This window comes from Paenibacillus dakarensis (assembly GCF_001373415.1).
Taxonomy (GTDB): Bacteria; Bacillota; Bacilli; order Paenibacillales; family Paenibacillaceae; genus Paenibacillus_AQ; species Paenibacillus_AQ dakarensis.
This window is the reverse complement of the sequence record NZ_CDSE01000015.1, coordinates 20502-45471: the sequence shown is the minus strand read 5'-3', so window position 1 is coordinate 45471 and position 24970 is coordinate 20502. Positions and strand designations below refer to the sequence as shown.

At 45.6% G+C, this 24970-nt stretch carries 24 protein-coding genes, 1 tRNA gene and 1 riboswitch; of the genes, 14 read left to right on the top strand and 11 right to left on the bottom strand.

What is annotated here, in order from left to right; all coding sequences use genetic code 11:
- The first annotated feature begins 338 nt into the window (after positions 1–338).
- From guaB to BN1234_RS04305, 9 genes are all read left to right on the top strand, one after another.
- Positions 339–1796, top strand: coding sequence for an IMP dehydrogenase (gene guaB, locus BN1234_RS04345; protein ID WP_054955431.1), 1458 nt, complete (start codon positions 339–341; stop codon positions 1794–1796).
- 138 nt (positions 1797–1934) lie between these two features.
- Positions 1935–3341 carry a D-alanyl-D-alanine carboxypeptidase family protein gene (locus BN1234_RS04340; RefSeq protein ID WP_054955430.1) on the top strand — a complete coding sequence of 469 codons (1407 nt, stop codon included), beginning with the start codon at positions 1935–1937 and terminating at the stop codon, positions 3339–3341.
- A 140-nt stretch (positions 3342–3481) separates the two neighbouring features.
- On the top strand, positions 3482–4363 hold the full coding sequence (gene pdxS, locus BN1234_RS04335; protein ID WP_054955429.1) for a pyridoxal 5'-phosphate synthase lyase subunit PdxS: 882 nt from the start codon (positions 3482–3484) through the stop codon (positions 4361–4363).
- A 15-nt stretch (positions 4364–4378) separates the two neighbouring features.
- The gene (gene pdxT / locus BN1234_RS04330; protein WP_054955428.1) at positions 4379–4963 is read left to right on the top strand and encodes a pyridoxal 5'-phosphate synthase glutaminase subunit PdxT; all 585 of its coding nucleotides are present in this window, start codon (positions 4379–4381) and stop codon (positions 4961–4963) included.
- A gap of 134 nt (positions 4964–5097) precedes the next feature.
- The gene (gene serS, locus BN1234_RS04325; protein ID WP_054955427.1) at positions 5098–6378 is read left to right on the top strand and encodes a serine--tRNA ligase; all 1281 of its coding nucleotides are present in this window, start codon (positions 5098–5100) and stop codon (positions 6376–6378) included.
- A 65-nt stretch (positions 6379–6443) separates the two neighbouring features.
- A tRNA-Ser gene (locus tag BN1234_RS04320) sits at positions 6444–6532 on the top strand.
- 125 nt (positions 6533–6657) lie between these two features.
- A complete protein-coding gene (locus tag BN1234_RS04315) occupies positions 6658–6999 on the top strand; it encodes a hypothetical protein (protein WP_054955426.1) in 342 nt (113 codons plus the stop codon).
- A gap of 80 nt (positions 7000–7079) precedes the next feature.
- A complete protein-coding gene (locus BN1234_RS04310; protein WP_054955425.1) occupies positions 7080–7232 on the top strand; it encodes a hypothetical protein in 153 nt (50 codons plus the stop codon).
- A 375-nt stretch (positions 7233–7607) separates the two neighbouring features.
- Positions 7608–8681: a DUF6612 family protein gene (locus BN1234_RS04305; RefSeq protein WP_054955424.1), complete on the top strand. Its 1074-nt coding sequence runs from the start codon at positions 7608–7610 to the stop codon at positions 8679–8681.
- Between the two features lie 100 nt (positions 8682–8781).
- Here the strand turns inward: BN1234_RS04305 and tadA are convergent, their stop codons facing one another.
- Positions 8782–9291, bottom strand: a complete 510-nt coding sequence (tadA, locus tag BN1234_RS04300; RefSeq protein WP_054955423.1) for a tRNA adenosine(34) deaminase TadA — start codon at positions 9289–9291, stop codon at positions 8782–8784.
- Between the two features lie 341 nt (positions 9292–9632).
- Here tadA and BN1234_RS04295 point away from each other — a divergent pair, with 341 nt between their 5' ends.
- Both BN1234_RS04295 and rluF read left to right on the top strand, forming a co-directional pair.
- Positions 9633–11927, top strand: coding sequence for a PAS domain S-box protein (locus BN1234_RS04295; protein ID WP_054955422.1), 2295 nt, complete (start codon positions 9633–9635; stop codon positions 11925–11927).
- 32 nt (positions 11928–11959) lie between these two features.
- Positions 11960–12664: a 23S rRNA pseudouridine(2604) synthase RluF gene (gene rluF, locus BN1234_RS04290; RefSeq protein ID WP_054955421.1), complete on the top strand. Its 705-nt coding sequence runs from the start codon at positions 11960–11962 to the stop codon at positions 12662–12664.
- A gap of 47 nt (positions 12665–12711) precedes the next feature.
- Here rluF and motB read toward each other — a convergent pair whose 3' ends face one another.
- Together motB and motA are read right to left on the bottom strand one after the other, a co-directional pair.
- A complete protein-coding gene (gene motB / locus BN1234_RS04285; RefSeq protein ID WP_054955420.1) occupies positions 12712–13524 on the bottom strand; it encodes a flagellar motor protein MotB in 813 nt (270 codons plus the stop codon).
- Positions 13517–14308 carry a flagellar motor stator protein MotA gene (gene motA, locus BN1234_RS04280; RefSeq protein ID WP_054955419.1) on the bottom strand — a complete coding sequence of 264 codons (792 nt, stop codon included), beginning with the start codon at positions 14306–14308 and terminating at the stop codon, positions 13517–13519. Before motA ends, motB begins: the two co-directional genes overlap by 8 nt.
- A 190-nt stretch (positions 14309–14498) precedes the next feature.
- Here motA and BN1234_RS04275 point away from each other — a divergent pair, with 190 nt between their 5' ends.
- Positions 14499–14792, top strand: coding sequence for a hypothetical protein (locus BN1234_RS04275; protein WP_054955418.1), 294 nt, complete (start codon positions 14499–14501; stop codon positions 14790–14792).
- Positions 14793–14887: 95 nt separating this feature from the next.
- A complete protein-coding gene (locus tag BN1234_RS04270; protein ID WP_054955417.1) occupies positions 14888–15199 on the top strand; it encodes a 4a-hydroxytetrahydrobiopterin dehydratase in 312 nt (103 codons plus the stop codon).
- A gap of 86 nt (positions 15200–15285) precedes the next feature.
- Here BN1234_RS04270 and BN1234_RS04265 read toward each other — a convergent pair whose 3' ends face one another.
- The 5 genes from BN1234_RS04265 to BN1234_RS04245 all read right to left on the bottom strand — a co-directional run bounded on the left by BN1234_RS04265 (position 15286) and on the right by BN1234_RS04245 (position 20115).
- Positions 15286–15642, bottom strand: coding sequence for a c-type cytochrome (locus tag BN1234_RS04265; protein WP_054955435.1), 357 nt, complete (start codon positions 15640–15642; stop codon positions 15286–15288).
- A gap of 133 nt (positions 15643–15775) precedes the next feature.
- Positions 15776–16261, bottom strand: coding sequence for a GNAT family N-acetyltransferase (locus BN1234_RS04260; protein WP_054955416.1), 486 nt, complete (start codon positions 16259–16261; stop codon positions 15776–15778).
- 234 nt (positions 16262–16495) lie between these two features.
- On the bottom strand, positions 16496–16969 hold the full coding sequence (locus tag BN1234_RS04255; RefSeq protein ID WP_054955415.1) for a C40 family peptidase: 474 nt from the start codon (positions 16967–16969) through the stop codon (positions 16496–16498).
- A 2-nt stretch (positions 16970–16971) separates the two neighbouring features.
- A riboswitch (cyclic di-AMP (ydaO/yuaA leader) is annotated at positions 16972–17111 on the bottom strand.
- Positions 17112–17275: 164 nt separating this feature from the next.
- Entirely contained in the window at positions 17276–18115 is an 840-nt protein-coding gene (locus tag BN1234_RS04250; RefSeq protein WP_054955414.1) for a hypothetical protein, read from the bottom strand.
- Positions 18116–18126: 11 nt separating this feature from the next.
- A complete protein-coding gene (locus BN1234_RS04245) occupies positions 18127–20115 on the bottom strand; it encodes a M1 family metallopeptidase (protein ID WP_054955413.1) in 1989 nt (662 codons plus the stop codon).
- A 149-nt stretch (positions 20116–20264) separates the two neighbouring features.
- Here BN1234_RS04245 and BN1234_RS04240 point away from each other — a divergent pair, with 149 nt between their 5' ends.
- Positions 20265–20774, top strand: coding sequence for a YwhD family protein (locus BN1234_RS04240; protein WP_054955412.1), 510 nt, complete (start codon positions 20265–20267; stop codon positions 20772–20774).
- A gap of 83 nt (positions 20775–20857) precedes the next feature.
- Here the strand turns inward: BN1234_RS04240 and BN1234_RS04235 are convergent, their stop codons facing one another.
- The 3 genes from BN1234_RS04235 to BN1234_RS04225 form a co-directional block, all read right to left on the bottom strand.
- Entirely contained in the window at positions 20858–22039 is a 1182-nt protein-coding gene (locus BN1234_RS04235) for a copper amine oxidase N-terminal domain-containing protein (protein ID WP_054955411.1), read from the bottom strand.
- A gap of 172 nt (positions 22040–22211) precedes the next feature.
- Positions 22212–24479: a heavy metal translocating P-type ATPase gene (locus BN1234_RS04230; RefSeq protein ID WP_082423094.1), complete on the bottom strand. Its 2268-nt coding sequence runs from the start codon at positions 24477–24479 to the stop codon at positions 22212–22214.
- Positions 24476–24874, bottom strand: coding sequence for an ArsR/SmtB family transcription factor (locus BN1234_RS04225; RefSeq protein ID WP_370733784.1), 399 nt, complete (start codon positions 24872–24874; stop codon positions 24476–24478). The genes BN1234_RS04230 and BN1234_RS04225 overlap by 4 nt, the downstream gene beginning before the upstream one ends.
- Positions 24875–24970: the final 96 nt, after the last annotated feature.

Genomic DNA, 24970 nt, shown 5'->3' with positions numbered 1-24970 from the left:
GTAGGACGTCGCCAAGCGAACAACCGGGGAAACCGCAATCGAGCAATCGATTGTGGTTTCTTTGTATTTGTTGTTGAAGACATCCTTAATTACAATGGATGCATTCCATTTATTAAGGGAAATATATAAAGAGTGTCCATCCACAGGAGACGGATTTCCCCTTACACATCCCTTTGGTAATCCGGCCGAGGAGAGGTATTCTTTCCTTGACAGCCTATAGGGGCTTTGCTAAGATGGCAATAATATATTTTTGAAAATAATTATGAAAAAATGTCAAATCCAGCTCTGACAGTATTTAGAGTCCGCCGGAAGACGACAATAAAGGAGGAATTACCCAGGTGTGGGAAGATAAATTCAGTAAAGAAGGCTTTACTTTTGACGATGTATTGTTGGTTCCTAGAAAATCGGTGGTTCTTCCTAAAGAAGTGGATGTAACAACCGAGTTGAGCGAGCATGTTAAACTGAATATTCCATTAATGAGTGCAGGAATGGATACAGTTACAGAAGCTCCTTTAGCGATTGCTATTGCTAGAGAAGGCGGAATCGGCATTATTCATAAAAATATGAGTATAGAACAGCAAGCGGAGGAAGTGGATCGGGTTAAGCGTTCGGAAAGTGGTGTTATTACCAATCCATTCTCTTTGAAAGCTGATCATTTGGTATCCGATGCAGAGAAAGTTATGTCTAAATTCCGTATTTCGGGTGTTCCAATTGTGGACGAGGACAATAAACTGATCGGTATTCTGACAAACCGCGATTTGCGTTTTGTACATGATTACAGTATTTCCATCAGCGAAGTGATGACCAGTGAGAATCTCGTTACCGCACCTGTAGGAACAACGCTTGAAGAAGCTGAAACTATTCTGCAGAAGCATAAAATCGAAAAGCTTCCTTTGGTAGACGATAACAATGTTCTTAAAGGGCTTATTACCATTAAAGATATTGAAAAAGCAATTCAGTTCCCGAATGCGGCAAAAGACGCTCAAGGACGTTTGCTCGTCGGTGCAGCTATCGGTATTTCTAAAGACACCTTTGAACGCGCAGAAGCGCTTGTAAAAGCTGGTGTCGATTTGATTACTGTCGATTCAGCGCATGGACACCATATTAACATCATTGAAGCTGTTCGCAAGCTGCGTGAGCTGTACCCAGAGCTGACCATCGTAGCAGGAAACGTGGCTACAGGCGATGCTACGAGAGAACTTATTGAAGCTGGCGCTTCGGTTGTAAAAGTAGGTATCGGTCCAGGTTCGATCTGTACAACCCGTGTCATCGCAGGTATTGGTGTACCGCAGGTAACAGCAATCTACGATTGTGCTTCCGTAGCAAGAGAGTATAACATTCCGATTATTGCAGATGGCGGTATTAAGTACTCTGGAGAAATCACCAAGGCACTTGCGGCAGGCGCAAGTGCAGTTATGCTTGGAAGTATGTTTGCAGGAACGGAAGAAAGTCCGGGTGAAGCAGAAATTTATCAAGGACGCCGCTTTAAAGCATACCGTGGTATGGGCTCGCTTGCAGCTATGAAGCAAGGCAGCAAGGACCGTTACTTCCAGGATGATGATAAGAAGCTCGTTCCAGAAGGTATTGAAGGACGTGTAGCGTATAAAGGGCCGCTGGCAGATACAATTCATCAGCTGATCGGTGGATTGCGTTCCGGTATGGGTTACTGTGGAACAGCGAATCTGAAGGAATTGGCTAGCGATACTCAATTCATCCGTATTACGGGCGCAGGCCTTCGCGAAAGTCATCCGCATGATATTCAAATCACAAAAGAAGCACCAAACTACTCCTTGTAATTTAGAAAAGGTTGTTATGTGCTCATAAAGAGAGACAGGCCGGAGAAATGTAACCGGCTTGTCTTTTTTTGATACCCTCCCCTGTGATAGAATAGAACAAGCAAACGACTTATTGAGTTAAGAGGGGAGTAATATCATTTGAAATCCAAGTTATTAAAACCTAGTAAACGTCCAATTGTAAAAAGAACAATAGCATCCGTTATGCTTATGAATATATTATGCCTATCTGCAGTTCCAGCTACTCTGGCATTAGCTGAGCCTGTAAAGGCGACTGCTGCAGATGAAAAGACCACAACGACGACAACAGCGAAACCTAAAACCGTTAATAAGGATAAAGTGCCGAATGCGGAGTCATTGGGCTTGCAGGTGAGATCCGCTGTACTGATGGAGCCTACAACAGGGCAGGTGCTGCTGTCTTTAAACTCGGATAATGCGCTGCCGCCAGCTAGTATGACCAAACTGATGACAGAATATATCGTGCAGCATGAAATTAAGCAGGGTAATCTATCATGGGATACCGTTGTAACAGTAAAAGAAAATGCCGCTAAAAGCGGAGGGTCCACGATCTTCCTCGCTGAAGGAGACCAACATACGGTAGAAGAGCTATACATCGCTATGGCTGTAGGCTCAGCAAATGACGCTACTGTAGCATTGGCGGAGCAGATCGCAGGATCTGAAGAAGAATTCGTAAAGATCATGAACGAGAATGCTAAGCGAATGGGTATGACAACGGCGCATTTTATTAACTCTACCGGTTTACCTCGTTCCATGATGCCGGAGAATTACAGACCGGCTACAGAAGAAGAGACTGTTATGTCCGCAATGGATACAGCAAAACTGGTCAAATTCATCGTTGAAGAACATCCGGAGTTTTCGAAGTATACCACGATTCAATCTTATAAGTTCCGTGAACGTGATAAAGATCCAATCATTAACCTGAACTGGATGCTTGAAGCCAATAAGGATGTAACCAACTTTAAATCTTTTGCTTACGAAGGCCTGGATGGAATGAAAACAGGCTTCACTGAAGAAGCGCTGAACACCTTTGCAGGAACAGCAGAGCGTGATGGCATGCGTCTGATCAGTGTTGTTATGGGAGCAGAAACGAAGGCCTCCCGATTTACCGAGACACGTAAGCTTCTTGACTATGGTTTTAACAACTTTGAGGTTAAGCAGGTCGTAGATGCAAATACGGTTGTAGAAGGCACAGAAACGATAGATGTGAAAAAGGGCAAGAATAAAACGGTGAAGCTCGTTACAAACAAAGATGTCAGCTTTATGCTGCCAAAAGGTTCGGACGGAAGCAATCTTAAAATAGAAACCAAGCTGGATAGTGAGGCTATTACAGCTCCGGTGAAAAAGGGTACCAAGGTAGGAACAGCAACATATTCATATGAAATCGAAGGAATGAAGAACGTACAGAAGGCAACCGTGGATCTGGTAACCTATGAGGATACAGAAAAAGCCGGATGGTTTAAGCTATTCTTACGTGCAATTCAGCAGTTTTTCATCGATTTGTTTGATTCGATTAAAAATCTTTTTTAATACCTTATAAAGACATTTTTAAATTCCGAGTAAATGGGTTGTCTATTTGATCCCCGTAGTTTAGAATTACAAGTTAGATTGAATCGCAGGTTTTTTAACCAACAAATAAACTATGCAACTAATTCGGGAGGCTAGGGGACATGGAAACGGGAACAGCTACTGTAAAAAGAGGTATGGCGGAAATGCAAAAGGGCGGCGTCATCATGGACGTCATGAATGCGGAACAAGCGAAAATTGCTGAGGCGGCTGGCGCTACAGCAGTTATGGCACTTGAACGGGTTCCTTCAGATATTCGCGCAGCTGGCGGAGTTGCCCGCATGGCAGATCCAACGATTGTGGAAGAAGTCATGAAGGTCGTTTCTATTCCGGTTATGGCAAAAGCACGTATTGGTCATTTTGTGGAAGCTAAAGTTTTAGAATCGCTTGGTGTAGACTACTTGGATGAGAGTGAGGTTCTCACACCAGCTGATGAAGTATTCCACATCGATAAATGGAATTTCACCGTACCATTCGTTTGCGGCGCTAAAGATCTGGGGGAGGCGCTCCGTCGTATTGGTGAAGGTGCCTCTATGATTCGTACGAAGGGCGAGCCGGGAACTGGAAATATCGTTGAAGCAGTGCGTCATATGCGTTTCATCAACAGTCAGATTCGTAAAGTACAGAGCATGTCTAAAGATGAGCTGTTCGCTGAGGCAAAGAATCTGGGCGTATCCTATGAACTCCTGAAAGGTGTACAAGAAGACGGGAAGCTTCCTGTCGTTAACTTCGCGGCAGGAGGAGTTGCTACACCTGCAGATGCAGCCTTGATGATGCATTTAGGTGCAGATGGCGTATTCGTGGGTTCCGGTATTTTTAAATCGGATAACCCTGAGAAGTTTGCACGTGCCATTGTGGAAGCCACCACTCATTATGATGACTATAAATTGATTGCTGAAGTATCCAAGAACCTGGGTACACCGATGAAAGGCATTGAAATTTCCAAGCTGTCTCCATCCGAGCGTATGTCGGATCGCGGCTGGTAAGAGAGAAGGATCGGCATGAGAATCGGAGTACTTGCACTCCAAGGTGCGGTTGCTGAACACATCCGCAGCATCAATGCGGCAGGTGCGGAAGGCGTTTCAATCAAACGCGTTGAACAGCTGGAAACGATCGATGGATTGATCATTCCAGGCGGTGAGAGCACAACGATCGGCAAGCTCATGCGCAAGTATGGCTTTATTGATGCTATTCGTGCGTTCTCAGCGTGTGGTAAACCTCTATTTGGTACATGTGCGGGCCTCATTGTGCTGGCCAAAGAAATAGACAGTGGGGAAGAAGCTCATCTGGGACTGATGAATATGAAAGTTGCACGTAATGCCTTTGGGCGTCAGCGTGAGAGCTTTGAGACCACTCTCGATGTAAAAGGAATCGAAGAGCCGATCCGTGCCGTCTTCATCCGCGCTCCACTGATTGTGGAGGTGGGTGCTGATGTGGAGGTTTTATCAACATATAATGAAGAAATTGTAACGGCAAGGCAGGGACGTCTCCTTGCGGCATCGTATCATCCCGAATTGACGGATGACTGTCAGCTTCATCAATACTTCATTGAGATGGTAAAGGAAAGTACATTAGCCAAGCTGTAAAATCAGCATGGAAATAATCTTGACTCTTTTTTAAGGGTCAAGTTTGTTTTTTTCTAAGTTTTTCACTAGAATATAAAGAATGAATGATTTGGAATAGTTTACAGCTATGGATGTTTTACTTAGGAGGGTTTCCTGTGTTAGACGTAAAAATATTGCGCAGTGAGTACGGCCGTGTAGAAGAGGCCTTGAAGAATCGCGGAAAATCACTTGATTTAATCGCGGACTTTCCAAAGCTTGATACACGCCGGCGTGAGCTGCTGCAGGAGAGCGAAGTTCTGAAGAACCGGCGCAATACCGTGTCGGCAGAAGTAGCCAAGCTGAAAAAGAACCGTGAGAACGCGGATCATCTAATCGCTGAAATGCGTGAAGTTTCGGACCGGATCAAAAGCATGGATGAAGAAGTACGAGAGCTGGAGAGTCAAATTTCCGAGCTTACATTGGCGATTCCTAATATTCCTCATGAAAGTGTTCCTATTGGGGCATCTGAAGAGGATAATGTGGAGGTGCGCCGCTGGTCAGAACCGAGAGAATTTGATTTTGAGCCAAAAGCACACTGGGATATCGCGCAATCTCTCGATATTTTGGATTTTGAAGCGGCTGCGAAGGTAACAGGGTCGCGATTCACATTCTATAAGGGCCTCGGTGCCCGGCTTGAGCGTGCATTGATTAACTTTATGATGGATCTTCACAGTGAGCACGGGTATGAAGAAATGCTGCCTCCTTATATTGTTAACCGGGACAGTCTGTACGGTACAGGCCAGCTTCCTAAGTTTGAAGAGGATCTTTTCAAGCTTAGCGATACGGATTATTATCTGATCCCGACGGCAGAAGTTCCCGTGACGAATTATCACCGTGAGGAAATACTGAACGCGGAGGATCTCCCGCGGAGATATGTTGCCTACAGCTCATGCTTCCGTTCAGAGGCAGGTGCTGCAGGACGCGATACACGCGGCCTTATTCGTCAGCACCAGTTTAATAAAGTGGAAATGGTGAAGATTGTTCATCCGGAATCTTCCTTTGATGAATTGGAGAAGATGACGAACGATGCAGAGCGTGTACTGCAGCTTTTGAATCTTCCTTATCGTGTTCTTGCTTTATGTACAGGCGATATGGGCTTCGGTTCCACAAAAACATACGATCTGGAAGTTTGGCTTCCTGAGAGCGGCGTTTATCGGGAAATTTCATCCTGCTCGAACATTGGTGATTTCCAGGCTCGCCGGGCTAATATCCGTTATCGTCCAGAACCGAAAGCGAAGCCGGAGTTTGTTCATACGTTGAATGGCTCAGGGCTTGCCGTGGGCAGAACCGTAGCTGCCATTCTCGAAAATTATCAGCAGGCTGATGGCAGTGTCGTTATTCCTGAAGTGCTTCGTCCTTACATGAGAAATGTAAGTGTCATCGAACACAAAAAATAACTTGCTAACAGGATCTGTTGTGTGGTACAATAATTCTTGCTTGTGATTGTTGTTGTACCACACTTGGAGAGGTACCGAAGCGGTCATAACGGGGCGGTCTTGAAAACCGTTAGGGGGCAACTCCACATGGGTTCGAATCCCATCCTCTCCGCCATACATAAGCACACAAACCGTTTTCCGAATAAGGAAGGCGGTTTTTTTGTTGTACATTTTTCAAAAAAGCTGAAGTATAAAAAGAAACACATCTCCGCAATTTAAAGACAAGGGGAGGTGTGATCTATGAACTCAGAGCTTAATATTGACCAGACGACATTAGTTAATGCCTGGCAGGAACGGCTTCCTACGGTTTTGAAGCCTGGCGACCATGCAGAAGTTGCAGCCGATATGGCTAACCCTCATGCTGTTCGAATTCACATTGATGCGGCAGGAAGACAGGATTACTCATTCGACTTTGAATGTCGTTATGTGGATTCAAGGGAAGTGGAGGTAAAGCTGGTGGATGTAGAACGGGCTGGTGTGGTTATTGATGAGCGCAATGAGAATATTCAAGGGATGGCCGGAGACTATACTCGCCATATTCATGAATGTGCTCAAGCACTTCAGCAAATTACCCATCCTTAGTTCCCCAGCGTTAACTGGCATGTGCAGCCTCTTGAAGAACGGACAAGGACCAAGTGGTGATGATTGGAGGGGTGAAAGTCATGAGTAAACCCAAATCAATTCCAGTTCCAGAAGCTCAAGAACCGCAAAGAAGACGGAAAGATAATGGAGGCGGCGGAATGCAAGAGCCCATGACAGGCTCTCACCGTGCTAAGATACACAAGCAGTCGGGAAATTATAATCCCGAAGGTTAGCGGTCTAATTCGTAAACAGGTTCTGTCTGAGTGTCGAGGCTTCCCAGCCATAGGTTGGGGAGTCTTTTTGTTGAGGTGCAAGATGCTATGTAAAACAAATGTAAAAATAAATGTAAAAATAAATGTAAAAATAAATGTAAAAATAATGAAACTTTATCCGGGTTTATCACGTAATACAGAGAATAGACGCTAGGGCCCGCGTCCAAGAATAGGTGGATATTGGAAATAGAAGTTATTACATGTTGAGTGGGATGAAAGGAAGAATAAAGAAATAAAGTAAAAAATATTCCTTTAAAGTATTCCTCATTTGGAGAAAATGGTTTATTATTAGAAAGGCATTTTATTTTTTATGCGTATGAGGGGAGAGAGAGATTAATGAACAAGAAGTTTGCAGCTATCATGCTGTCACTTATGTTGGTACTGACAGTTGTATTATCTGGCTGCGCAAAGAAGCAAGAACCTAAAGAGGCTATGAGCGCTGCAGCCAAGAATGCTATGCAAATGACATCTTACGAGATGAAGAGCAGTATAGCTATTGAAGACCTTAAGATCACGGAAGGTGACCCTTCTGCAGAACAAGTGGCTACAATGCTGAAGAATGCCGAGCTTACAATGACAGGTATTCACCAGGCTGAACCACAGCAGACTGAAATTCAAATGGGCATTAATCTGAAGGGCGATATGGCTATGACCTTCAATATTGATATGGTCATGACTAAAGAGAAGCTGTATGTTAAAATTCCAAACATCCCAATGCTGCCTTTGCCTGAAGATGTTGTAGGTAAGTATCTGTATATGGATATGAAAGAACTGGCTGAAGAAGCTGGTGAGGAATTCAACCCGAGTGCATTTGATACTGAGAAATCTCAGAAGTTCGGTGCAGAAGTAATGGACGCGCTCCTTTCTGAGTATGATCAAGCGAAATATTTCAAGCAAATCGAAACCAAGGATGCTAAGCTTCCTGAAGGTGTAGATGCGAAGCAAGTGGTTCAATTCTATATTACTAATGATACTCTGAAAGAAGCACTGGAAGTTCTGGTGAATAAGGCAGCTCCAAAAATCATGGATATTGTTGCTAAAGATGAGTACCGCGAGATGCTGAACTTGTCGAAGGAAGAAGTTGAAGAAGCTAAAGCAGAAATGACTTCTGTAGATCAAGGCGAATTCAAACAAGATCTTGAAGAAATGCAGAAATACCTGAAGATCAATACGTTGAACATTAACACAGCTATTGATAAGAAGGACTTCCCGGTTTACCAGGATGTCGTAATGAACATTGACTTCAACGATCCTGAAACTCAAGATAATATGAAGCTTGCTGTTAAAGGAAGCACACAGTACAGCAAAATCAATGAGAAGCAAACATTTAAGATTGGAATTCCTAAAGATACGGACTTGATCACAATGGAAGAGTTCGAAGAGTCCATGAGTGAGATGGGAATGTACTAATCATTAGATCATAGTTAGAAACCCAGCCGATTTGGCTGGGTTTTTTAATTCCTATAATAGATACAATTTTATGATTGTAGGCTGGCGGCAGCCGGCAATGTTATTTTCCCCGTAAACGACGAAAGAATTGGGTCAGCAGAGATGCACATTCTTCTTGAAGGATTCCCTCTACGACGTCTGTCCGATGGTTAAAACGTGACTCCTGAAGCAGATTCATTAACGTACCAGCACATCCGGCCTTGGGATCTATGGTGCCGTAAATAAGCTGAGGTACTCTTGATTGAACAATGGCACCAGCGCACATCGGACAAGGCTCTAACGTTACATACAACCGGCAATTGAGCAGTCGCCATGCACCAAGGTGACGACTTGCCTCTCGGATGGCAACCATTTCGGCATGTGCAGTCGCATCAAAGGTTGTTTCTCTCAGATTGTAGCCGCGCCCAATGATTTCATCCTCATAGACGATAACAGCTCCAATAGGAACTTCTCCGATTTCTTCAGCCTTTCTTGCTTCGGCAATCGCTTCCCGCATCCAAAACTCATGATTATATTTATCCACAGGATGCGGATCGTTAATATCTGAATTCAACTGATGATCTCCTCTCATTCTGGGACTAAAGTAGCGGTTATACAACGAACATCCATTCGAATGTTAACATGATGTGGACTGTTTTGTGGATAAAATAGAGGTTATACACAGACTTATGCACATAATCCACAGAAAACATGTGTATTTGTTAGCAAGCTGTGGACATTTGTGTGAGAAACGAACTACTTTTTCTTTATTTTAGAGAAATAATGATCCAATATCAATGAATGGGCTTGTACTCCTGTATATACAGGAAGCAAATAAGCGAAATTTCTTTTCAATTGATCTGTGGCACGTTATCATAAACATGACAGGCTATACCAATTTATTGCTGAAAGTGTCGAGAGGTGTAGATATCTTTGTCCATCAAAATTAAATTATCTTTAATTATGTTTATCTCTGTACTATTAATTTTACTGCTGAACATTACACTTAACTTCTATACGACACAAGAGAATCTTAGGCAGGACAGTGAAACCAAGATGGTTATGGCAGCGACACAGATTGCGATTACTGTTGAGCAGACGGAATACAGTACCAGATATGTGGATGGAGTATTCAGTGACATGCTGCGTGTTACTGCGATCAATGCTGCAAAAAGACTGGATAAAGACTACAACAATATTACGAATGAACAGCTTGTGAAGCTAAGTGAAGAGCTTGGAGTTGACCATATTTCTCTGCTCGTTCAGACGAAAAATGACATCGTCGTTGCCCGTTCTAGTGAAGCAGAGGAGATCGGATTATCTACAAGTTCTTGGGGGTATTGGTACACCGCATTTCAGGAGCTGTTTAAGTATAATGAGGTCCGCTCCATTCAACAGGGGAATAAGGAGAAGCACTTCTGGTCCGGTCCATTCGAGTTTTCCACCTCCAGGCCGGAGTATATTGATAAATGGGGCTACTATTATGACGGTAAACGAAATTATATTATCGATCCCTATATTCGCAGTTCAAACATTAAGGATTTTGTCAAAATAACGAGCCCCGATGTTGTTGCCCAGAAGACCATTGAATCAAATCCCCGAATTCTGGAGATTACGGGCATTAATCCTGTCACATTCGGCAACATTTATATGGAGAAGGACGGAACAGATCAATTCAATTATAAGCTTCGTAATCGTCCGATAAAATTCGGAACCTACTTATACGGCAGCTTGAAGGAAGATCAGAAGGCCGTTGCGCATTCGATTTCCACTGGGGAAAATGTAGTTTTTGTAAGAACCGTAAATGGCAAGAAAGTTATGAAGAGCTTCATACCGATTGAGATTGAGGGCAAAAATCCGTATGTTATTAGCGTAGTGATGGATTATGAAGCTGTTTCTTCCGTCATGCGGGAGCAGACAACCAGCCTGGTAGCGATTTCGCTTGTGCTGCTCGAAATCGTTATTTTTGGGAGTTATATGGTAGCAGGGTACTTCACAAAACCGATTCAAGCGATACTGCGGACGGTAAACAATGTAGCTGACGGTAATTTTGAACCGCGTCTTGAAGTAACGAGCCGGGATGAATTGGGCCAATTGTCTGGTAGGATTAATGCGATGACTCGAAATCTGGGGCATTACACCAGCCAGTTGAAACAAATGGTCGATGAAAATAAGTCTGTCAAAGAGTACCTGGAATCTGTTATTAATCAGACAGCAGATGCTATTCATACAACGGATACGGATGGTAACATCACGAGTGTAAACAAGGCATTTGAGCAGTTATACGGATGGAAAGGTCATGAGGTGCTTGGCAGAAAGCCTGAAATGATTCCACCAGAGGTTCAGAAGGAAGAGGCTGAAAGAAGAAAACGACTGCAAGCGGGAGAACGGCTTACATCTATTGAAACGGTTCGGAAACGTAAGGATGGAACAATGATCGAGGTTAGCATCAGCACTTCTCCGATTTTGGATGAAGCGGGAAATATCACGTCCATTGTCAGTGTGTCACGAGACGTAACCGAACGAAACCGGATGGAAGAATTGCTGAGGCGGTCGGAGAAATTGACCACAGTGGGTCAGTTGGCTGCGGGTGTAGCCCATGAAATTCGCAATCCGCTTACGACGCTTCGAGGATTTTTACAATTTCAGCAGCAGACTCAAAAGGTGAACCCGTCTCATATCGATCTTATGTTATCTGAGCTTGATCGAATAAATCTGATTGTCAGTGAATTTCTTATCCTGGCAAAACCGCAGGCTGTGCGCTTTCAATATAAGGATTTACGGATTATTATGAATGATGTGATCTCCTTATTGGATAGTCAGGCCCATTTATATGGTATTCAGCTCCGATTACGGAACGCGGATGCCCCCTTGTTCGTCCATTGTGAAGAGAACCAGTTGAAGCAGGTGTTTATCAATGTGCTTAAAAATGCATTGGAAGCGATGCCGGATGGGGGATATGTTACGATTGAGTTCAGCAAACCGAATTCAGACCAGATTGCCGTGAGTATTACGGACAAAGGTAAAGGAATTCCTGAGGAATTATTGCCGCATGTCGGTGAACCGTTTATTACTAATAAAGAGGATGGCACGGGGCTGGGTTTAATGGTCAGCCAACGTATTATACAAGGGCACCAGGGTGTCCTTGAGATAGAAAGTGAAGAGGGCAAGGGCACTACGGTGACCATTCTGCTGCCTTCTGCCGAGAAAGTACAAGACGAAATGTAAAGTAAACTAAGCACAGATGGAGAGGATACAGCTTGAGAATAAATAAATTCATCAGTGAGACAGGCTTTTGCTCACGCAGGGAGGCTGACAAGCTTGTAGAGAGCGGTCAGGTGACAATCAATGGAGTGAAAGCGGTCCTGGGCAGCCAGGCGGAGGAGGGCGATGATGTCCGAGTGAACGGACGCCGTTTAGACGAGAAGAAGACCAAGCATGTTTATATCGCACTCAATAAGCCTGTGGGAATCACCAGTACAACAGAGCAACACATTAAAGGAAACATTGTTGACTTTGTAGGACATAAAGAGCGGATTTTTCCGATCGGGCGTTTAGATAAAGATTCGGAAGGGCTCATTCTGCTTACAAGCGACGGGGACATTGTCAATAAAATTCTCCGTTCTGAAGGAAGACACGAGAAGGAGTACATCGTCACAGTTGATCGTCCAATAACGGAAGCCTTTATTCGGGGCATGTCAAGCGGAGTCAAAATCCTAGGCGCGACAACACTTCCATGCAAGGTAACCCGGATGTCGGAGCGCGTATTTCGAATTATTTTGACCGAGGGAAAAAATCGTCAAATTCGCCGTATGTGCAGTGCCTTTGGATATGAGGTGCGGAAGCTGCAGCGCATTCGCATCATGAATATCCAGCTGGGGAATCAGAAGACAGGAGTATGGCGGGACCTTACTGATCAAGAGAAACAGGAGCTTGGCAAGCTCCTGAATTATACGTTGACTTGAAACGCAAACAACCGGCTCCCGGAAAGCTTGTCCGAGAACCGGTTGTCTTATTTTTGATCCTTTGAATTGGTTACGCTGGTAAACGTATTACTATCTTGATATTTGCGGATAATAGATACTTCGACACGTCTGTTCTTAGCTTTGCCTGCCGCGGTACTGTTCTCTGCAATCGGACGGTACTCGCCATAACCGGTTGACATAAAACGCTTCGGATCAAGGGATGAATTCAGCAGGAGAATCTTCATGAACTGAAGTGCCCGATCCGAGCTTAGATCCCAGTTGGAAGGGTACCTCATGCTGTTCATTGGAACATCATCCGTATGACCGGATACGATGACATCGTAGTCGGGGAATTTTTGAAGCAGATTGGATATTTCCTTCGCAAGCTTTCTTGCTTCCGGCTTTACAGTGGCTTCACCTGGAGCAAATAAGGCATTATCCCGAATCGTAATCATCAGCTGCGATTGATTCAGCTTTGTGCTTAGTTCTGTCGTTAAGCCGTTATTCTTAATATAGGTGTCCAGCTGCTTTTTCAGCTTCTCCAGGTCTTCCTGTTCCTGCTTCATAAGCTCTTCGCGTTTTTTGTCCGGATTAGGTGCAGGAATGGTAGTTATGCTTTTGTTATTATCGGCAGGGCTTTTGCTTGGTTCGATTTTACTGTAATCGAGAACGCCGGATCCTCCGTTCAATGCCACGTTGAATGCTTCGCTCATCTGTTGAAATTTCTTGGCATCGGTAGCACTCATGGCATAAAGGACCAGGAAGAGTGCCAGCAAAAGGGTTAGCAGATCTGCATAAGGAAGCAGCCAGGATTCGTCGGCATGCTCTTCATGGGGCTCGTGTCTAGTCTTTTTACTCACTAGAACCAGCCTCCTTATCACTTAGTTTGAGACGCTCGGAAGGAGTCAGGAAGACAGATAGCTTCTGACTGATCGCGATCGTGGATACTCCGGATTGGATGGAAAGAAGACCTTCCAGCATCATCAACCGGATTTCGATTTCGCGCTTGGATAAACGCTTTAACTTATTAGCAATTGGGTGACAAAGGACATAACCGGTAAAAATACCGAGCATGGTTGCGATAAAAGCGGCACCAATCGCGTGAGCTAGCTCTGTCATGTCATTCATCTGACCCAGAGCAGCAATCAAACCAACAACCGCACCCAGTACACCAAGGGACGGAGCATACATACCGGCTTGGGAGAAGATCAGAGCACCGGAACGATGTCGTTCCTCGGTAGCATGAATGTCCTCCATAAGCACGTCACTAACGAATTCCTGATCGTTTCCGTCAATAATCATACGCATTCCGTTACGGAGAAACGCGTCATCGATTTCTTCGACTTTCGATTCCAGGGCAAGCAATCCTTCGCGGCGGGTAATAGAGGCGTACTCCATAAACAGCGTGATCAGATCCGTCTTGTCCATCAGCTTTTGTTTCAGGAAGGCCATCTTTATAAGCTTCGGAAACTTTTTCAGTTCCACCATAGGAAAGCCGATGAAGAGAGTAGCTGCAGTTCCGCCTATAATAATGAGAAAGGCTGCCGGGTTACCCAAGGCCGTAATAGAAGCTCCTTTTAAGACCATTCCGACCAATACGGATACAATACCGAGCACCAAACCTATAATTGTTGAAATTTCCATAACACACCTCATCCATGAGAAATATATAACGAATCCATTCGTTTTGTTTCTATTTATAGGGCTAGCGCTGTGCAAATAAGCGCATTAACCTATTTATCGTCAAGTTAACCTTTTTTTTTTAGTTGAAATTTCCGGTATAATAAGAGTAAGGGCAACTTTAGGTATGAAGTCGCAGAAAGGAGTGAGATCGATGGGTGTAAAGCACGGACGTGATTACGGAGACATTTTGAAGGAGTTAACCGAGGCTGTAGGGCGAATTCCAGACAGCTACGTTTTTTTTGAAATGGATTCTGAAGAGTGGAGCAGCCTAGGTGACACCGACAAGAATGAGGTATACGAGGCTTTGGCTGAAGACTTGTTTTACGGGCTGGGCACGGAGCCTGTCATTCCGGTAGGAAGCGGTGTAGTTATGCATGATCAGGTAAACCATCGGATACATATTCTTATTGGAGATGAAGATTTAGCGTTTGTAGCCCTTACCTGAGGAAGCAGATCGTACTAAACTAGACGGATGAGGAATAGAATAGATGAATCATTAGATCCACGTTAGTGGGAAAGCTTTTCTGGGAGGAAGATAAAATGCTGTATACACAGCAGGAAGTTGAGACACATCTGGAGCAGCTTGAGGGCTGGGAGCTGGAGCAAGGACGATGGATCATACGTAAATATACGTTTCCTTCGTTTATGAAGGGGATCGCTTTCGTTGATCAAGTAGCTGCGATATCGGAGGCTTTTGGGCACCATCCTTATATAACGATTGATTACAAAACAGTGACCTTGCGTCTGACCTCGTGGGATGATGGAGGCATTACGGCTGTAGATATCAAAGAAGCCCAGCAGTTTAACGAAGTATATGAAAAGGGTCGTTCTACGGACAATCAGGAAGAGTAATAAGCCGTTTGATGGTATAAAATAAACACGCTTGAACAGGATAAATCCTGATCAAGCGTGTTTTGTTAGCTTGTGAATAAATTGAATTATTTCTTCTCAGCCAGGTAAAGAGCAATATTAGCAATTTCCTCTGGCTTTAATTGATCTTTAAAGGCAGGCATTCCGCCGCGGCCTTTTGAGATTACACTAAACAGAGCTTCGGTGTCCATATGACCGCCTACTTGATTGAGGGCAGGTCCTGCTCCGCCTTGAAGCTGATCCCCGTGACAAGTAATGCAGCTGGCTTTCACAGCAGCCTCAGCCGAAGCGGCATCGAGTGTCACTTCAGGCATCGTTGGTTTAGCTTCTTCAGCCACTTCTTCTTTTCCTGGAAGCGTAAACATCAACGCGAGGGCGAGCGCACATGCGACGAAGAATAATCCGCTCATAATCCATTTTTGCATCGTCATATCGTCCCTTCTTATGTATACTGGCAATTGCTTCTATTATAAACGAACATACAAGGACATCATAGCAGTTGTGACAAAAAAAGCAACAAATATACGTCTTTGACGATTAAAATTACACAAAATTGTGCTATTTTTCATATACCATGCAGTGGAATAATGAATTTCCCGTTGGAGTCATCCGTTCATAAGTGTCGGTGATGTGGAATCCTGCGCGAAGATAAGTACGAATGGCCCGTTCATTCCAGGTTAATACCTCCAGGTCAATTTCATCTTCGGGTCGCCTGAGTCTTGCCTCATGAACAATGGCCTCCACAAAATATTTGCCCATCCCTCGTCCGCACCAATCAGGCCGCATCCCCAGACCGATTCGAGTCACACCCACCATCGGAAACAATTGAGCGAATCCCCACATCTGGCCTTTTTCGTCCAGAATGGATATATACTGCTGCTCACGGATAACCGGATCACCAAATTCAACACCAAGGCCTTTCATCTGCTCCCAAGGTAGCCAGCCATATATATTATAGGGGGCTTGATATGACCAGCTGCATATTTCGGCTGCTTGATCGGCAGTCATGGGAACCGCATGAAATTGAACGGATGGCTCATTCATATATAATCTCCCTTCGTCGAGTAGTAATTTACAAAAAAATCTAGAAAAATATGTTTCAAGGTACGAAAGGAGAGGGTAATCAATGGTAAGAAACCGAAATTGAGAAATAATTGAAATTTTTTTCGGAAGATGGAAAACCTTTTCCTTGGTTCGTACGTTATAGAAGTATAAAGAAAAAGCCACGAAGGAGATTGTAGCAATCTCGTCCGGGCTTAGTTTATATTAGCGTATAAATTAGTTGTAGTCTACAGCGACAGCTTTGTACTTGGTCGCACTCATCACTCGCTTGGCGCCAATATACTTGTTGGCGAAATAGCTGGAGTTGAGTGCGGTAATGGTAACACCGCGGGATGTAGAGGAATGGGCAAACTTGCCGCCTCCAACATAAATCCCTACGTGAGAGACACCTCTGCCTGAAGTATTGAAGAATACAAGGTCGCCGGCTTTCAGATTCTTTTTGGCAACCGGAGTTCCTACTTTGTATTGGGATGTAGATGCGCGTGGCAGTGTGATACCAATTTTTTTGAAGACATAGCCTGTAAATCCAGAGCAGTCGAATCCTTTGGTCGTTGTACCACCCATTTTATAAGAGACACCAATGACAGGTTTGATTGCGTTGTCTAGTTTGGAATTGGCGAAAGCGCTTCCGGTACTGATTGTAAGGGCGAGAGTTAAGCCAAGGGAGATGGCAGCTAACTTTTTTTTCAAAATAATACTCCTTCCAATGCCTGCGAGGTTAGCTTAAGGGTTCGGCAGAAGGTTAGGCCTATGATCACTCTGTTGCGAGATCAATGCACCCAAGACGGATCCCCCGCTTCCCGTTGTTACGGGAACTCGGCTTTATTTTGGTGTAAAAAGTTACAATAAAGATGACAAAGTTGTTACTATCACTTTCGTTATTTTAACAGACGATTTACATTTTGGCAAATGAGGAATATCATACTTTAAATAAAAATCCCGTTCCTTTTAAAAAGGGACGGGATTTTTATTTAGATTAAGGGTTCAAATTCATTTTCAGGGCTGCTGGCTATGAGTATGGGTATGGGTATGCCATACCTGAAATTGAGCGGTAACCCCCCAGAGCTGAAACAGACTGCTTACAAAATAGCTTGCTTGTTGGATGATGATTCCAGTCAGGCCCGACCAGAATAAAGATAAGCCGCTTAAGAGAAGGAAGATTAACATTGCTGTTCCGCCAATGATAATGGAGACCAGGGCGGCTTTTCCGATATGCCGTAAAAAAACCAGCAGGGAAGGCAGCATCCCGCTGTCATCTGCGGTTTTGCCAAACTGCAGATAAAGAAGGAGCAGGCGGAGCAGCTGCGCGTATATTAACCAGCCTGCAAGGTAAGGAGCTGCCTTAAGTAAGGCAGATGGTTCGCGAATGGCCTCAAGCAGGGGGGGAAGAATCTTTGGTAAGAGCAAGTATGCAGGAGTAAAGATCAGAATAGTTTCGATCATGTAGAATAAAGTCATGGGCTTCCAAAACTTTCTCATGCCTTGAAAGAAGAACAGTCCCCGTTCTCCTTTTACCTCCTGATGGAGGTTATAAAATATCCCTGCGTGTATGAGAGGAGTCAGCGTCATTCGAACAAGCAGCATTCCAAGCAGGAGCCAGGCGTATAAGTGAATGTCACTGCTCTGAGACAATGCCATTTCACCTTCGTAAAAAAACAGTAATTTACTGAGCTCATTCGGAGCAGGGTCCGGAAACCGCATCAAAAGAGGGACCACGGCTGATTTTACAATCCGGTAAAGACAGTACCCCCACATGAGCCTGTACAGAAACAGCAGGATAATGACGTAAAACTGCTCCTTCACACTGAGCCAGCCTTTGCCTGTGTAGACCTTCATTCTCTCCCCCCTTACCATGACAGGCCGCCGAATAATGTCTCTACCAGCTTCGTGACGCTTAGATTCCAGCGGGTGAATACCTTCTGGTCGGTTCCCGTCTTCATATAATTGTTAATATGCTTGTTCTCAAGCACGATCGTATATTTGGGATCGACCATAGCCCAGAGCAGCGGAGAAGAATGTTTGATTTTGTATTGAGTGCTTCCATTCTTGCCGTCCCATATCTTTTTAATGTTCTTTCCATCCTTGAAGGCAAATGTAATCGGAATGTTGGTGACCGGTCCGCCTTTACTCACCACCGTTACAATAGATTCATAAGCCGGCTTTTCGTGCGTACCGAGGTTTTTGGTCTGAATATGATCGATCGCGACATCCACCATCTGATTTCCATAAACGTACTCATTGAAATAGGGCTGCCAGGATTGTTTGGTTATCTGTTCTACAACGTTCTGGAAGTCCTGAGTGGTTGGATGTTTGAACCGGTATTTTTTCGCATAAGTCATCATGATCTTGTCCATGGTCGGTGTGCCGACCAGACGCTCCATATCTTGAAGCACCAGCTTACCGCGGGTGTAGACATTCATGGCGTACTTCTTCTGGGATCCGTATTTCCACGATTCCAGCTGAAGCGGCTCCGGCGAGAAGATGGAGGCTGCCTGGGCTGCTGTATTAGGAGTGATCCCGTATTCTTTCTCCATCACCCTTTCCTCTGCATAAGAGGTGAACCCTTCATCCAGCCAGGCTTCTTCAAATTCATTATTCGCGATGATTCCGTAAAAATATTGGTGGCCAATCTCATGTGCAATGGTGCGCTCCAGTTCATATCCCGGCGAATCATCCTTGGCACCGAATGCGGTCACCAGCGTCGGGTATTCCATGCCTCCGGCGCCATTCCCATCTTTCGGAGGAACGACAATAGAAAGCGTTGAGTATGGGTAAGTTCCATACCACTTGCCGAAGGAGGATAAGGCTGCTTTGGCGGCATCAAAATATCGTTCCTTCAAATCCTTATGTACCGGATCAAGGTATAGCTTGATTCGGACGCCAGGTACACCGGGAGCCGAGTAGGCTTCCTCCGCAACGACGAAGTTCGGGGAAGCGGCCCAGGCAAAATCATGGACGTCATCGGCATAGAAGTGATACACTTTTTCCCCATTCGCCTTTACAGCCGGCTTGGTTGGAAAACCCGTGGCAGCCACAATGTAGTTGTCGGGTACCCGAATACGTACACTGTAAATGCCGAAATCTGAGTAGAACTCTGAGTTGCCGTGATATTGGTGCAGGTTCCAGCCTTCATCCTTACGTCCGCGTGAACCGGCGGGCTCGTACACACTGATTTTGGGAAACCACTGCCCTGCCATTACAAAGTCATCTGCCGTACCCATACGGGCAAAGATTTTAGGCATTGCTACTTCGAATTCCATATTCAGCGTGATGCTCTCACCGCCCCGGACAGGACGTGGAAGCCGTACCTTCACCAAGCTTTGGTCTTTCGCATTGCCGTCATCAGGCTGAACATATTGCAGACGGTGGAGTAAAGAAAGCCCTTCCTCCGTCTTGATTCCCGTTATCTTCATGGAGCCAAAGCCGTCCTCCGGCATGGGGTCAGAACGAAGCCTGCCGCCGGATTCCTTCATGAATGTGGTTTCTTTAGAGGCAAAGGCATTGGGATAAAGGTGAAAGTACAATTCAGTTACGGCTTTTTTTCCAGGATGCGTCCAGGTGAGTGTCTGCTTGCCTATTAGTTTTTTCTCACCGGGCTCAAACCGGACATCCATGTGATACTCGACCAGTCTGCTGCTCAGGGCGGGAGCGGGTACATCGTACTGCGCTTTCGGTGGTGAGAGTGGAGCCTTCTCTGCCGCTGCAGGCTTGCCCGACTCCGGAGCGAGAACAGGCGCTGAAACATGAGTCTGATACAGAAATAGCAGCATTGAACTTCCAAGAAGACCGAGGGCGAGCAGGGATGATAAAAAGACTTTGGCGCGTGGTGGGACCATATCGAACAACCTCCCGTTGACAAGCATCTACAGCATGTATATGTTTGCTTTTGGGGGATTATTAGTTAAAATAAAATATATTGGACGGGTTGTTTAAATCAATGAGACGGAGGTTCGCTTCTGTTCTTATATACAGGAGGTTTATCGAAATGGAGAACCAGGAGCAAAGCGGAAAAAAGCAAATTGCCCTTAACATTATAAACAGCAAGAGCAAGCACAAGGGGTTCGGGGCAGGATCGATCGACCTGAATAGTGTGTCACCGGTCATTATTGATCGCGGAGAGGCTAAGATTGAAATTGGGGCCATGCATGCGAAGAGTAAGGTAGAGCGCGGTATCAAGTTCTCCACGAACCGTGAGGATGTACCGAATGGACGTCAGGTATGGATTGTGTGGGTTGCGGTAGACCGTACACCGGAAGGGCAGCACTATGGGGGCATGACCGCGTGTGAAATGTGGATCGATGAAGAAGCGAAGCGGGGCTGGAAAATCCTTGCCGATCATGTAAATAAACTCGATGCAGCACTGAAGCGGAAGATTATTGTGGATGGACTCGGTGATGTGGAGAAAAAAGCGTTGAAAGAGCTTCTGATCTCCAAGAACGAGGAATGGTGGAATGCCTCTTCTGACGAGTTCAAACAAGCATTGGAAACAGAATAATAAACTACACATATACAGATTAAGGCCCAGTGCGAAAGGGGATTTTCGCACTGGGCCTTTTTTGTACAGGGGGAGAGGTCATATTAGAAAGGAGGCTTGTATGAGAATCTCTTATTCTTAGTGTTAAGTAAGGGATAATTAAATGTAAACGTTAGTTCCTGATTGGTATAGCCGGTGTAGGCTAATCCGTCACCGACGAACCCGGCCTCATTCGGGGGATATTCTCTAATCATTTTTTGCGTTTCCTCATCCAACAGATCCGGATAGATGAGGACAGCCTTTTTTAAAACCGGGTGAACGATGAACAATGTGGCTGCTTTATATGGACGGACCAACAGGAAATCATTCTCGATCGCCTCCACGACGAAGTCATCTTCCACACCCGTGATTGCTGCAAGATCATATGTCTTAACCACTTTGCCTGTTGGGTGAACAAGCTGGAGGGTGCTGCCGTCCATGACTACCACATTCCCCTTATATCCATTGATATTTAGCTTTGTGTTTATACCAGGGAAATTGGTAAAGTGGGTCGCCCCTTGTTTTACGATTTTGCCTTTATGAAGGAGGGCACGAACGTAGGTCTCGTGGATATGAGGTTCTCCGTGCCAATTATTAATTTCGACGACATAGCTGAGAGCATTAACTTTGCGGGCTTTGAAATTTACCCAATCCACATTCTCTAAAGTGATCTTGCCTGCTGCTTCAGGAAGCTTGCCGATCTCACCCATGGACAGCTGCAGGGTTTCACGGTTCAGCCAGATGAGCATATTGCCCGCCGCTGCAGAGACGTGTTCCCGCGCGCTGCCCTGTATAGAAACGATAGACTTTCCTTTCGACTTTAGATGGATTCCGAAGCCTTTAGCTAACAGCGATGCCGGTACGTAAGTCACGCCATGACGAACAGTCGGAGCTGTTTCAAGAGCTAATATCGTTCCCTTTGCATTGATTGCTCTGGATTGGCCGGGTGTAATTCGAACCGATTGGTTGGGACTGCTTATATAAATGAATTTCTTGTTGGTTGATTGTATAATCCGAAGATCCATATACTCGGTGAGTTCTTTAACAGGAACAAGCAGGACCCCATTTTTGGTGAATGGTGCGTGCTGAAGCTCTAGATCCCAAGAAGCTATTGAAGGTTCCTTTATGGATTGGACTGCAAAAGCAGAAGAAGTGAAGCCTGGTAATAGACTTGCAACGGGTGAAATGCTTAGCGTTAGCGCGAGCGCCGCAGCACCTGCCGTTTTCGTTGATTTCGGGAATCTCATCCTCTTGCACCTCCTCTCTTTGATACGTATTAGACGCACAGGGGATGGATAAAGTTCCATAATTACACTCATATATTTACAATAAATAGAATTTGTTCAAAATACTCACGGTTCCGGACAAGCAAAAATCCCCTCCTCTCGAAAGCCAAGAGAAGGGGACCGTAGTCGCGGTTTATGAGCGGGATGAAGCAGATGGCTTATCTTTACCGAGTAATATGGTTAATCCGAGGAGTGTCACCAGAATCGTTGCACCCATATCCGATATGATGGCGATCCATAAGGTAAGCAGACCCGGAATGGTCAGCAGCAGTGCAATAGCCTTCAGTGATAACGAGATCGCGATATTCCACCGAATGACACGGTTAACCTTTCTCGCGGTGCTGATCGCATTAGGAAGCTTTCCGAGGTGATCCTGCATGAGCACCACATCTGCTGTCTCGATGGCACTGTCCGTTCCCTTTCCCATAGCGATACCGAGATCAGCAGCGGCAAGGGCAGGTGCATCATTGATACCGTCTCCGACCATACCGGTCTTCTGATGGCGTGCCAGTTCTTTAATCTTGGACACTTTCTCTTCCGGCAGCAGACTGGCGAAGAAGTCCGTTACACCGGCCTGTTTCGCAATCGACTGTGCAGATTGCTCGTGATCACCCGTCAGTATGACGGTATTCGTAATACCGGCTTGATGCAGCTGTCTGATAACCTCCGGCGTTTCCGGACGTATCTCATCAGCCAGACCGAACAGGCCGAGCACGGAATGCTCGTCAGCTGCGACAATAATCGTGAAGCCTTGCTCTTTCATACGCCGGATATCCTGACGAACAGCAGTTATGGCCGGTTCCTGCTCACTTTTTACATGACGAAGCACTTCTTCACTGCCCACCCAATAGCGTTTACCGTTAACCTCTGCACGAACGCCTTCACCTGGCAGCACGGTAGAATCCAGCGGCTCAGCAAAAGTCTGATTCGGCTGCTTGGCGGCCAGATGTTTCATGACTGCCTTGGCCAGCGGGTGTAAGGAAGACTGCTCTACAGAGCCCGCAACCGCATAAAATTTCTCCTGATTATATATAGTTTCTGCATATACAGCAGGCTCACCGCGTGTCAGTGTGCCGGTCTTGTCAAATGCGATGGCTTGAAGCCGTCCAAGCTGCTCCATGTGAACGCCGCCTTTGACCAGAATACCGTTCCGTGCTGCCCTGGTCATCCCGCTTACCAGTGCGATAGGGGAAGACAGTACAAGTGAACATGGACAGCCGACAATAAGGATGGAGAGGCCTTGATACACCCATGTCATCCATGGCTGACCGAACAGCAGTGGCGGGATGATCGTCATGAATAGGGCAATCATCATAATTGCCGGTGTGTAGTACTTGGCAAATTTATCGATGAACAACTCTGTTGGTGTCTTGCTGTCCTGTGCTTCCTGAACCAAATGCATAATTTTGGCCAGAGATGAATCTTCATAGGCCTTGGTCACTTCTACATTCAACAGGCCGTCTGTGCTGACACTGCCGCCGAACACGGCATCTCCTTCTCTCTTCGTCACAGGAACCGATTCTCCGGTAATCGCGGCTTCGTTGACTGCACCTGTTCCTTGCGAAATGATCCCGTCAGAAGGGATCTTCTCCCCTGGGCGGACACGGACAATATCGCCTGGTGAAAGGCTTGCAATCGGTACACGAATGGCTTCACCATTACGAAGTAATTCCGCCTCTTTAGGTGCGGCTGCAAGCAGGGCCTCCATCGACTGACGGGCACGATTCATGCCGTAGCCTTCAAGCATCTCATTCAGACCGAATAGTATGGCTACAAGCGTTGCTTCCCGCCATTCGCCAATGATCACTGCACCGATCAGTGCAACAGTCATCAGTGTATCCATGTTGAATTTAAGCCTCGTTAGATTTCGGAGTCCGCGAAGGAACGTGGTATAGCCGCTTAGGATCATAGCCGCAGCATAGAGCGTGATAATGACAGGAGCCGGAACCTGGTTTTCAAGTACGAACGTAAGCAGATAGAAGACAGCTGAGATCGACAGCAGCCATTTCATTTTGCTGCTTTCGTTATGGCTGTGAGCATGTCCATGGCTTTGGCCTTCGCTGTCACCAGGATTGTGATCATCATGGGCATGGGCGCCATGATCGTGCGCATGAGCATGCTTAGTAGAAGCTGCTGCGTGAGGATCGGAAGGATGAACAATTCGGGCCCCGTCACTTTTTAATATTTCCTCAACCCGTGTAAGGTCTACGTGGGGAGAAAGGGTCAGCTTCCCGCTGTTATAGCTTAGTTTAGCACCCTGACCATGCTCCAGCTTGTTGATTTCATCTTGCATTTCGCGTGTACAGTTAGGGCAGGAAAGGCCCTGCACCCGGTATTCCGTGTTTACATCGTTGTTGTTGTTATCTTTGCCGCGAGGTGTGGAGTCGTTATATGTGCTCATGTTTCCACCTTCTCTTTCTGATGTTCCAGTGTCATATGAAGCAGGGTGCGAATATGATCGTCTTTCAAGGAATAGAATACGTTCTTGCCTTCCTTGCGTGACTTAGCGATAGATTTATTTTTAAGCGTACGGAGATGGTGAGAGGCTGTAGCCGTTGAGCTCCCAAGCACCTCAGCCACATCGCACACACACAATTCACCGCCACGATCCAGCATATAGGCCACCTTAACGCGAGTAGGATCGGCGAGAGCCTTGAATATCTCTGTCATTCCGGTGATGTCATCTTCAGCTATAGCCTGCTTCAGTTGTGATACCTTCTCTGGTGTTGGACAGAAAGCCTCGCACGCATCCTGGTTATTATCGGGATAAGATAACAGCTCTCTCTTTATCGTCACCCGTTTCACCTCCCTGCGAATACAGTATATTCAAATGATGATTTGATTGTTAACTCGAATATACGCCATTTTCGCCCAATATTCAAACGTTGGTTT

What these genes read in the sequence shown, in the direction of transcription:
- BN1234_RS04265 (WP_054955435.1), bottom strand. Translation starts at nt 15,642, where the DNA reads ATGCAAAAATGGATTATGAGCGGATTATTCTTCGTCGCATGTGCGCTC.
- BN1234_RS04315 (WP_054955426.1), top strand. Translation starts at nt 6,658, where the DNA reads ATGAACTCAGAGCTTAATATTGACCAGACGACATTAGTTAATGCCTGG.
- BN1234_RS04250 (WP_054955414.1), bottom strand. Translation starts at nt 18,115, where the DNA reads ATGAAGGTCTACACAGGCAAAGGCTGGCTCAGTGTGAAGGAGCAGTTT.
- BN1234_RS04275 (WP_054955418.1), top strand. Translation starts at nt 14,499, where the DNA reads ATGGGTGTAAAGCACGGACGTGATTACGGAGACATTTTGAAGGAGTTA.
- BN1234_RS04310 (WP_054955425.1), top strand. Translation starts at nt 7,080, where the DNA reads ATGAGTAAACCCAAATCAATTCCAGTTCCAGAAGCTCAAGAACCGCAA.
- BN1234_RS04230 (WP_082423094.1), bottom strand. Translation starts at nt 24,479, where the DNA reads ATGAGCACATATAACGACTCCACACCTCGCGGCAAAGATAACAACAAC.
- BN1234_RS04260 (WP_054955416.1), bottom strand. Translation starts at nt 16,261, where the DNA reads ATGAATGAGCCATCCGTTCAATTTCATGCGGTTCCCATGACTGCCGAT.
- BN1234_RS04235 (WP_054955411.1), bottom strand. Translation starts at nt 22,039, where the DNA reads ATGAGATTCCCGAAATCAACGAAAACGGCAGGTGCTGCGGCGCTCGCG.
- tadA (WP_054955423.1), bottom strand. Translation starts at nt 9,291, where the DNA reads ATGAGAGGAGATCATCAGTTGAATTCAGATATTAACGATCCGCATCCT.
- motA (WP_054955419.1), bottom strand. Translation starts at nt 14,308, where the DNA reads ATGGAAATTTCAACAATTATAGGTTTGGTGCTCGGTATTGTATCCGTA.
- pdxS (WP_054955429.1), top strand. Translation starts at nt 3,482, where the DNA reads ATGGAAACGGGAACAGCTACTGTAAAAAGAGGTATGGCGGAAATGCAA.
- BN1234_RS04240 (WP_054955412.1), top strand. Translation starts at nt 20,265, where the DNA reads ATGGAGAACCAGGAGCAAAGCGGAAAAAAGCAAATTGCCCTTAACATT.
- pdxT (WP_054955428.1), top strand. Translation starts at nt 4,379, where the DNA reads ATGAGAATCGGAGTACTTGCACTCCAAGGTGCGGTTGCTGAACACATC.
- BN1234_RS04270 (WP_054955417.1), top strand. Translation starts at nt 14,888, where the DNA reads ATGCTGTATACACAGCAGGAAGTTGAGACACATCTGGAGCAGCTTGAG.
- BN1234_RS04305 (WP_054955424.1), top strand. Translation starts at nt 7,608, where the DNA reads ATGAACAAGAAGTTTGCAGCTATCATGCTGTCACTTATGTTGGTACTG.
- BN1234_RS04245 (WP_054955413.1), bottom strand. Translation starts at nt 20,115, where the DNA reads ATGGTCCCACCACGCGCCAAAGTCTTTTTATCATCCCTGCTCGCCCTC.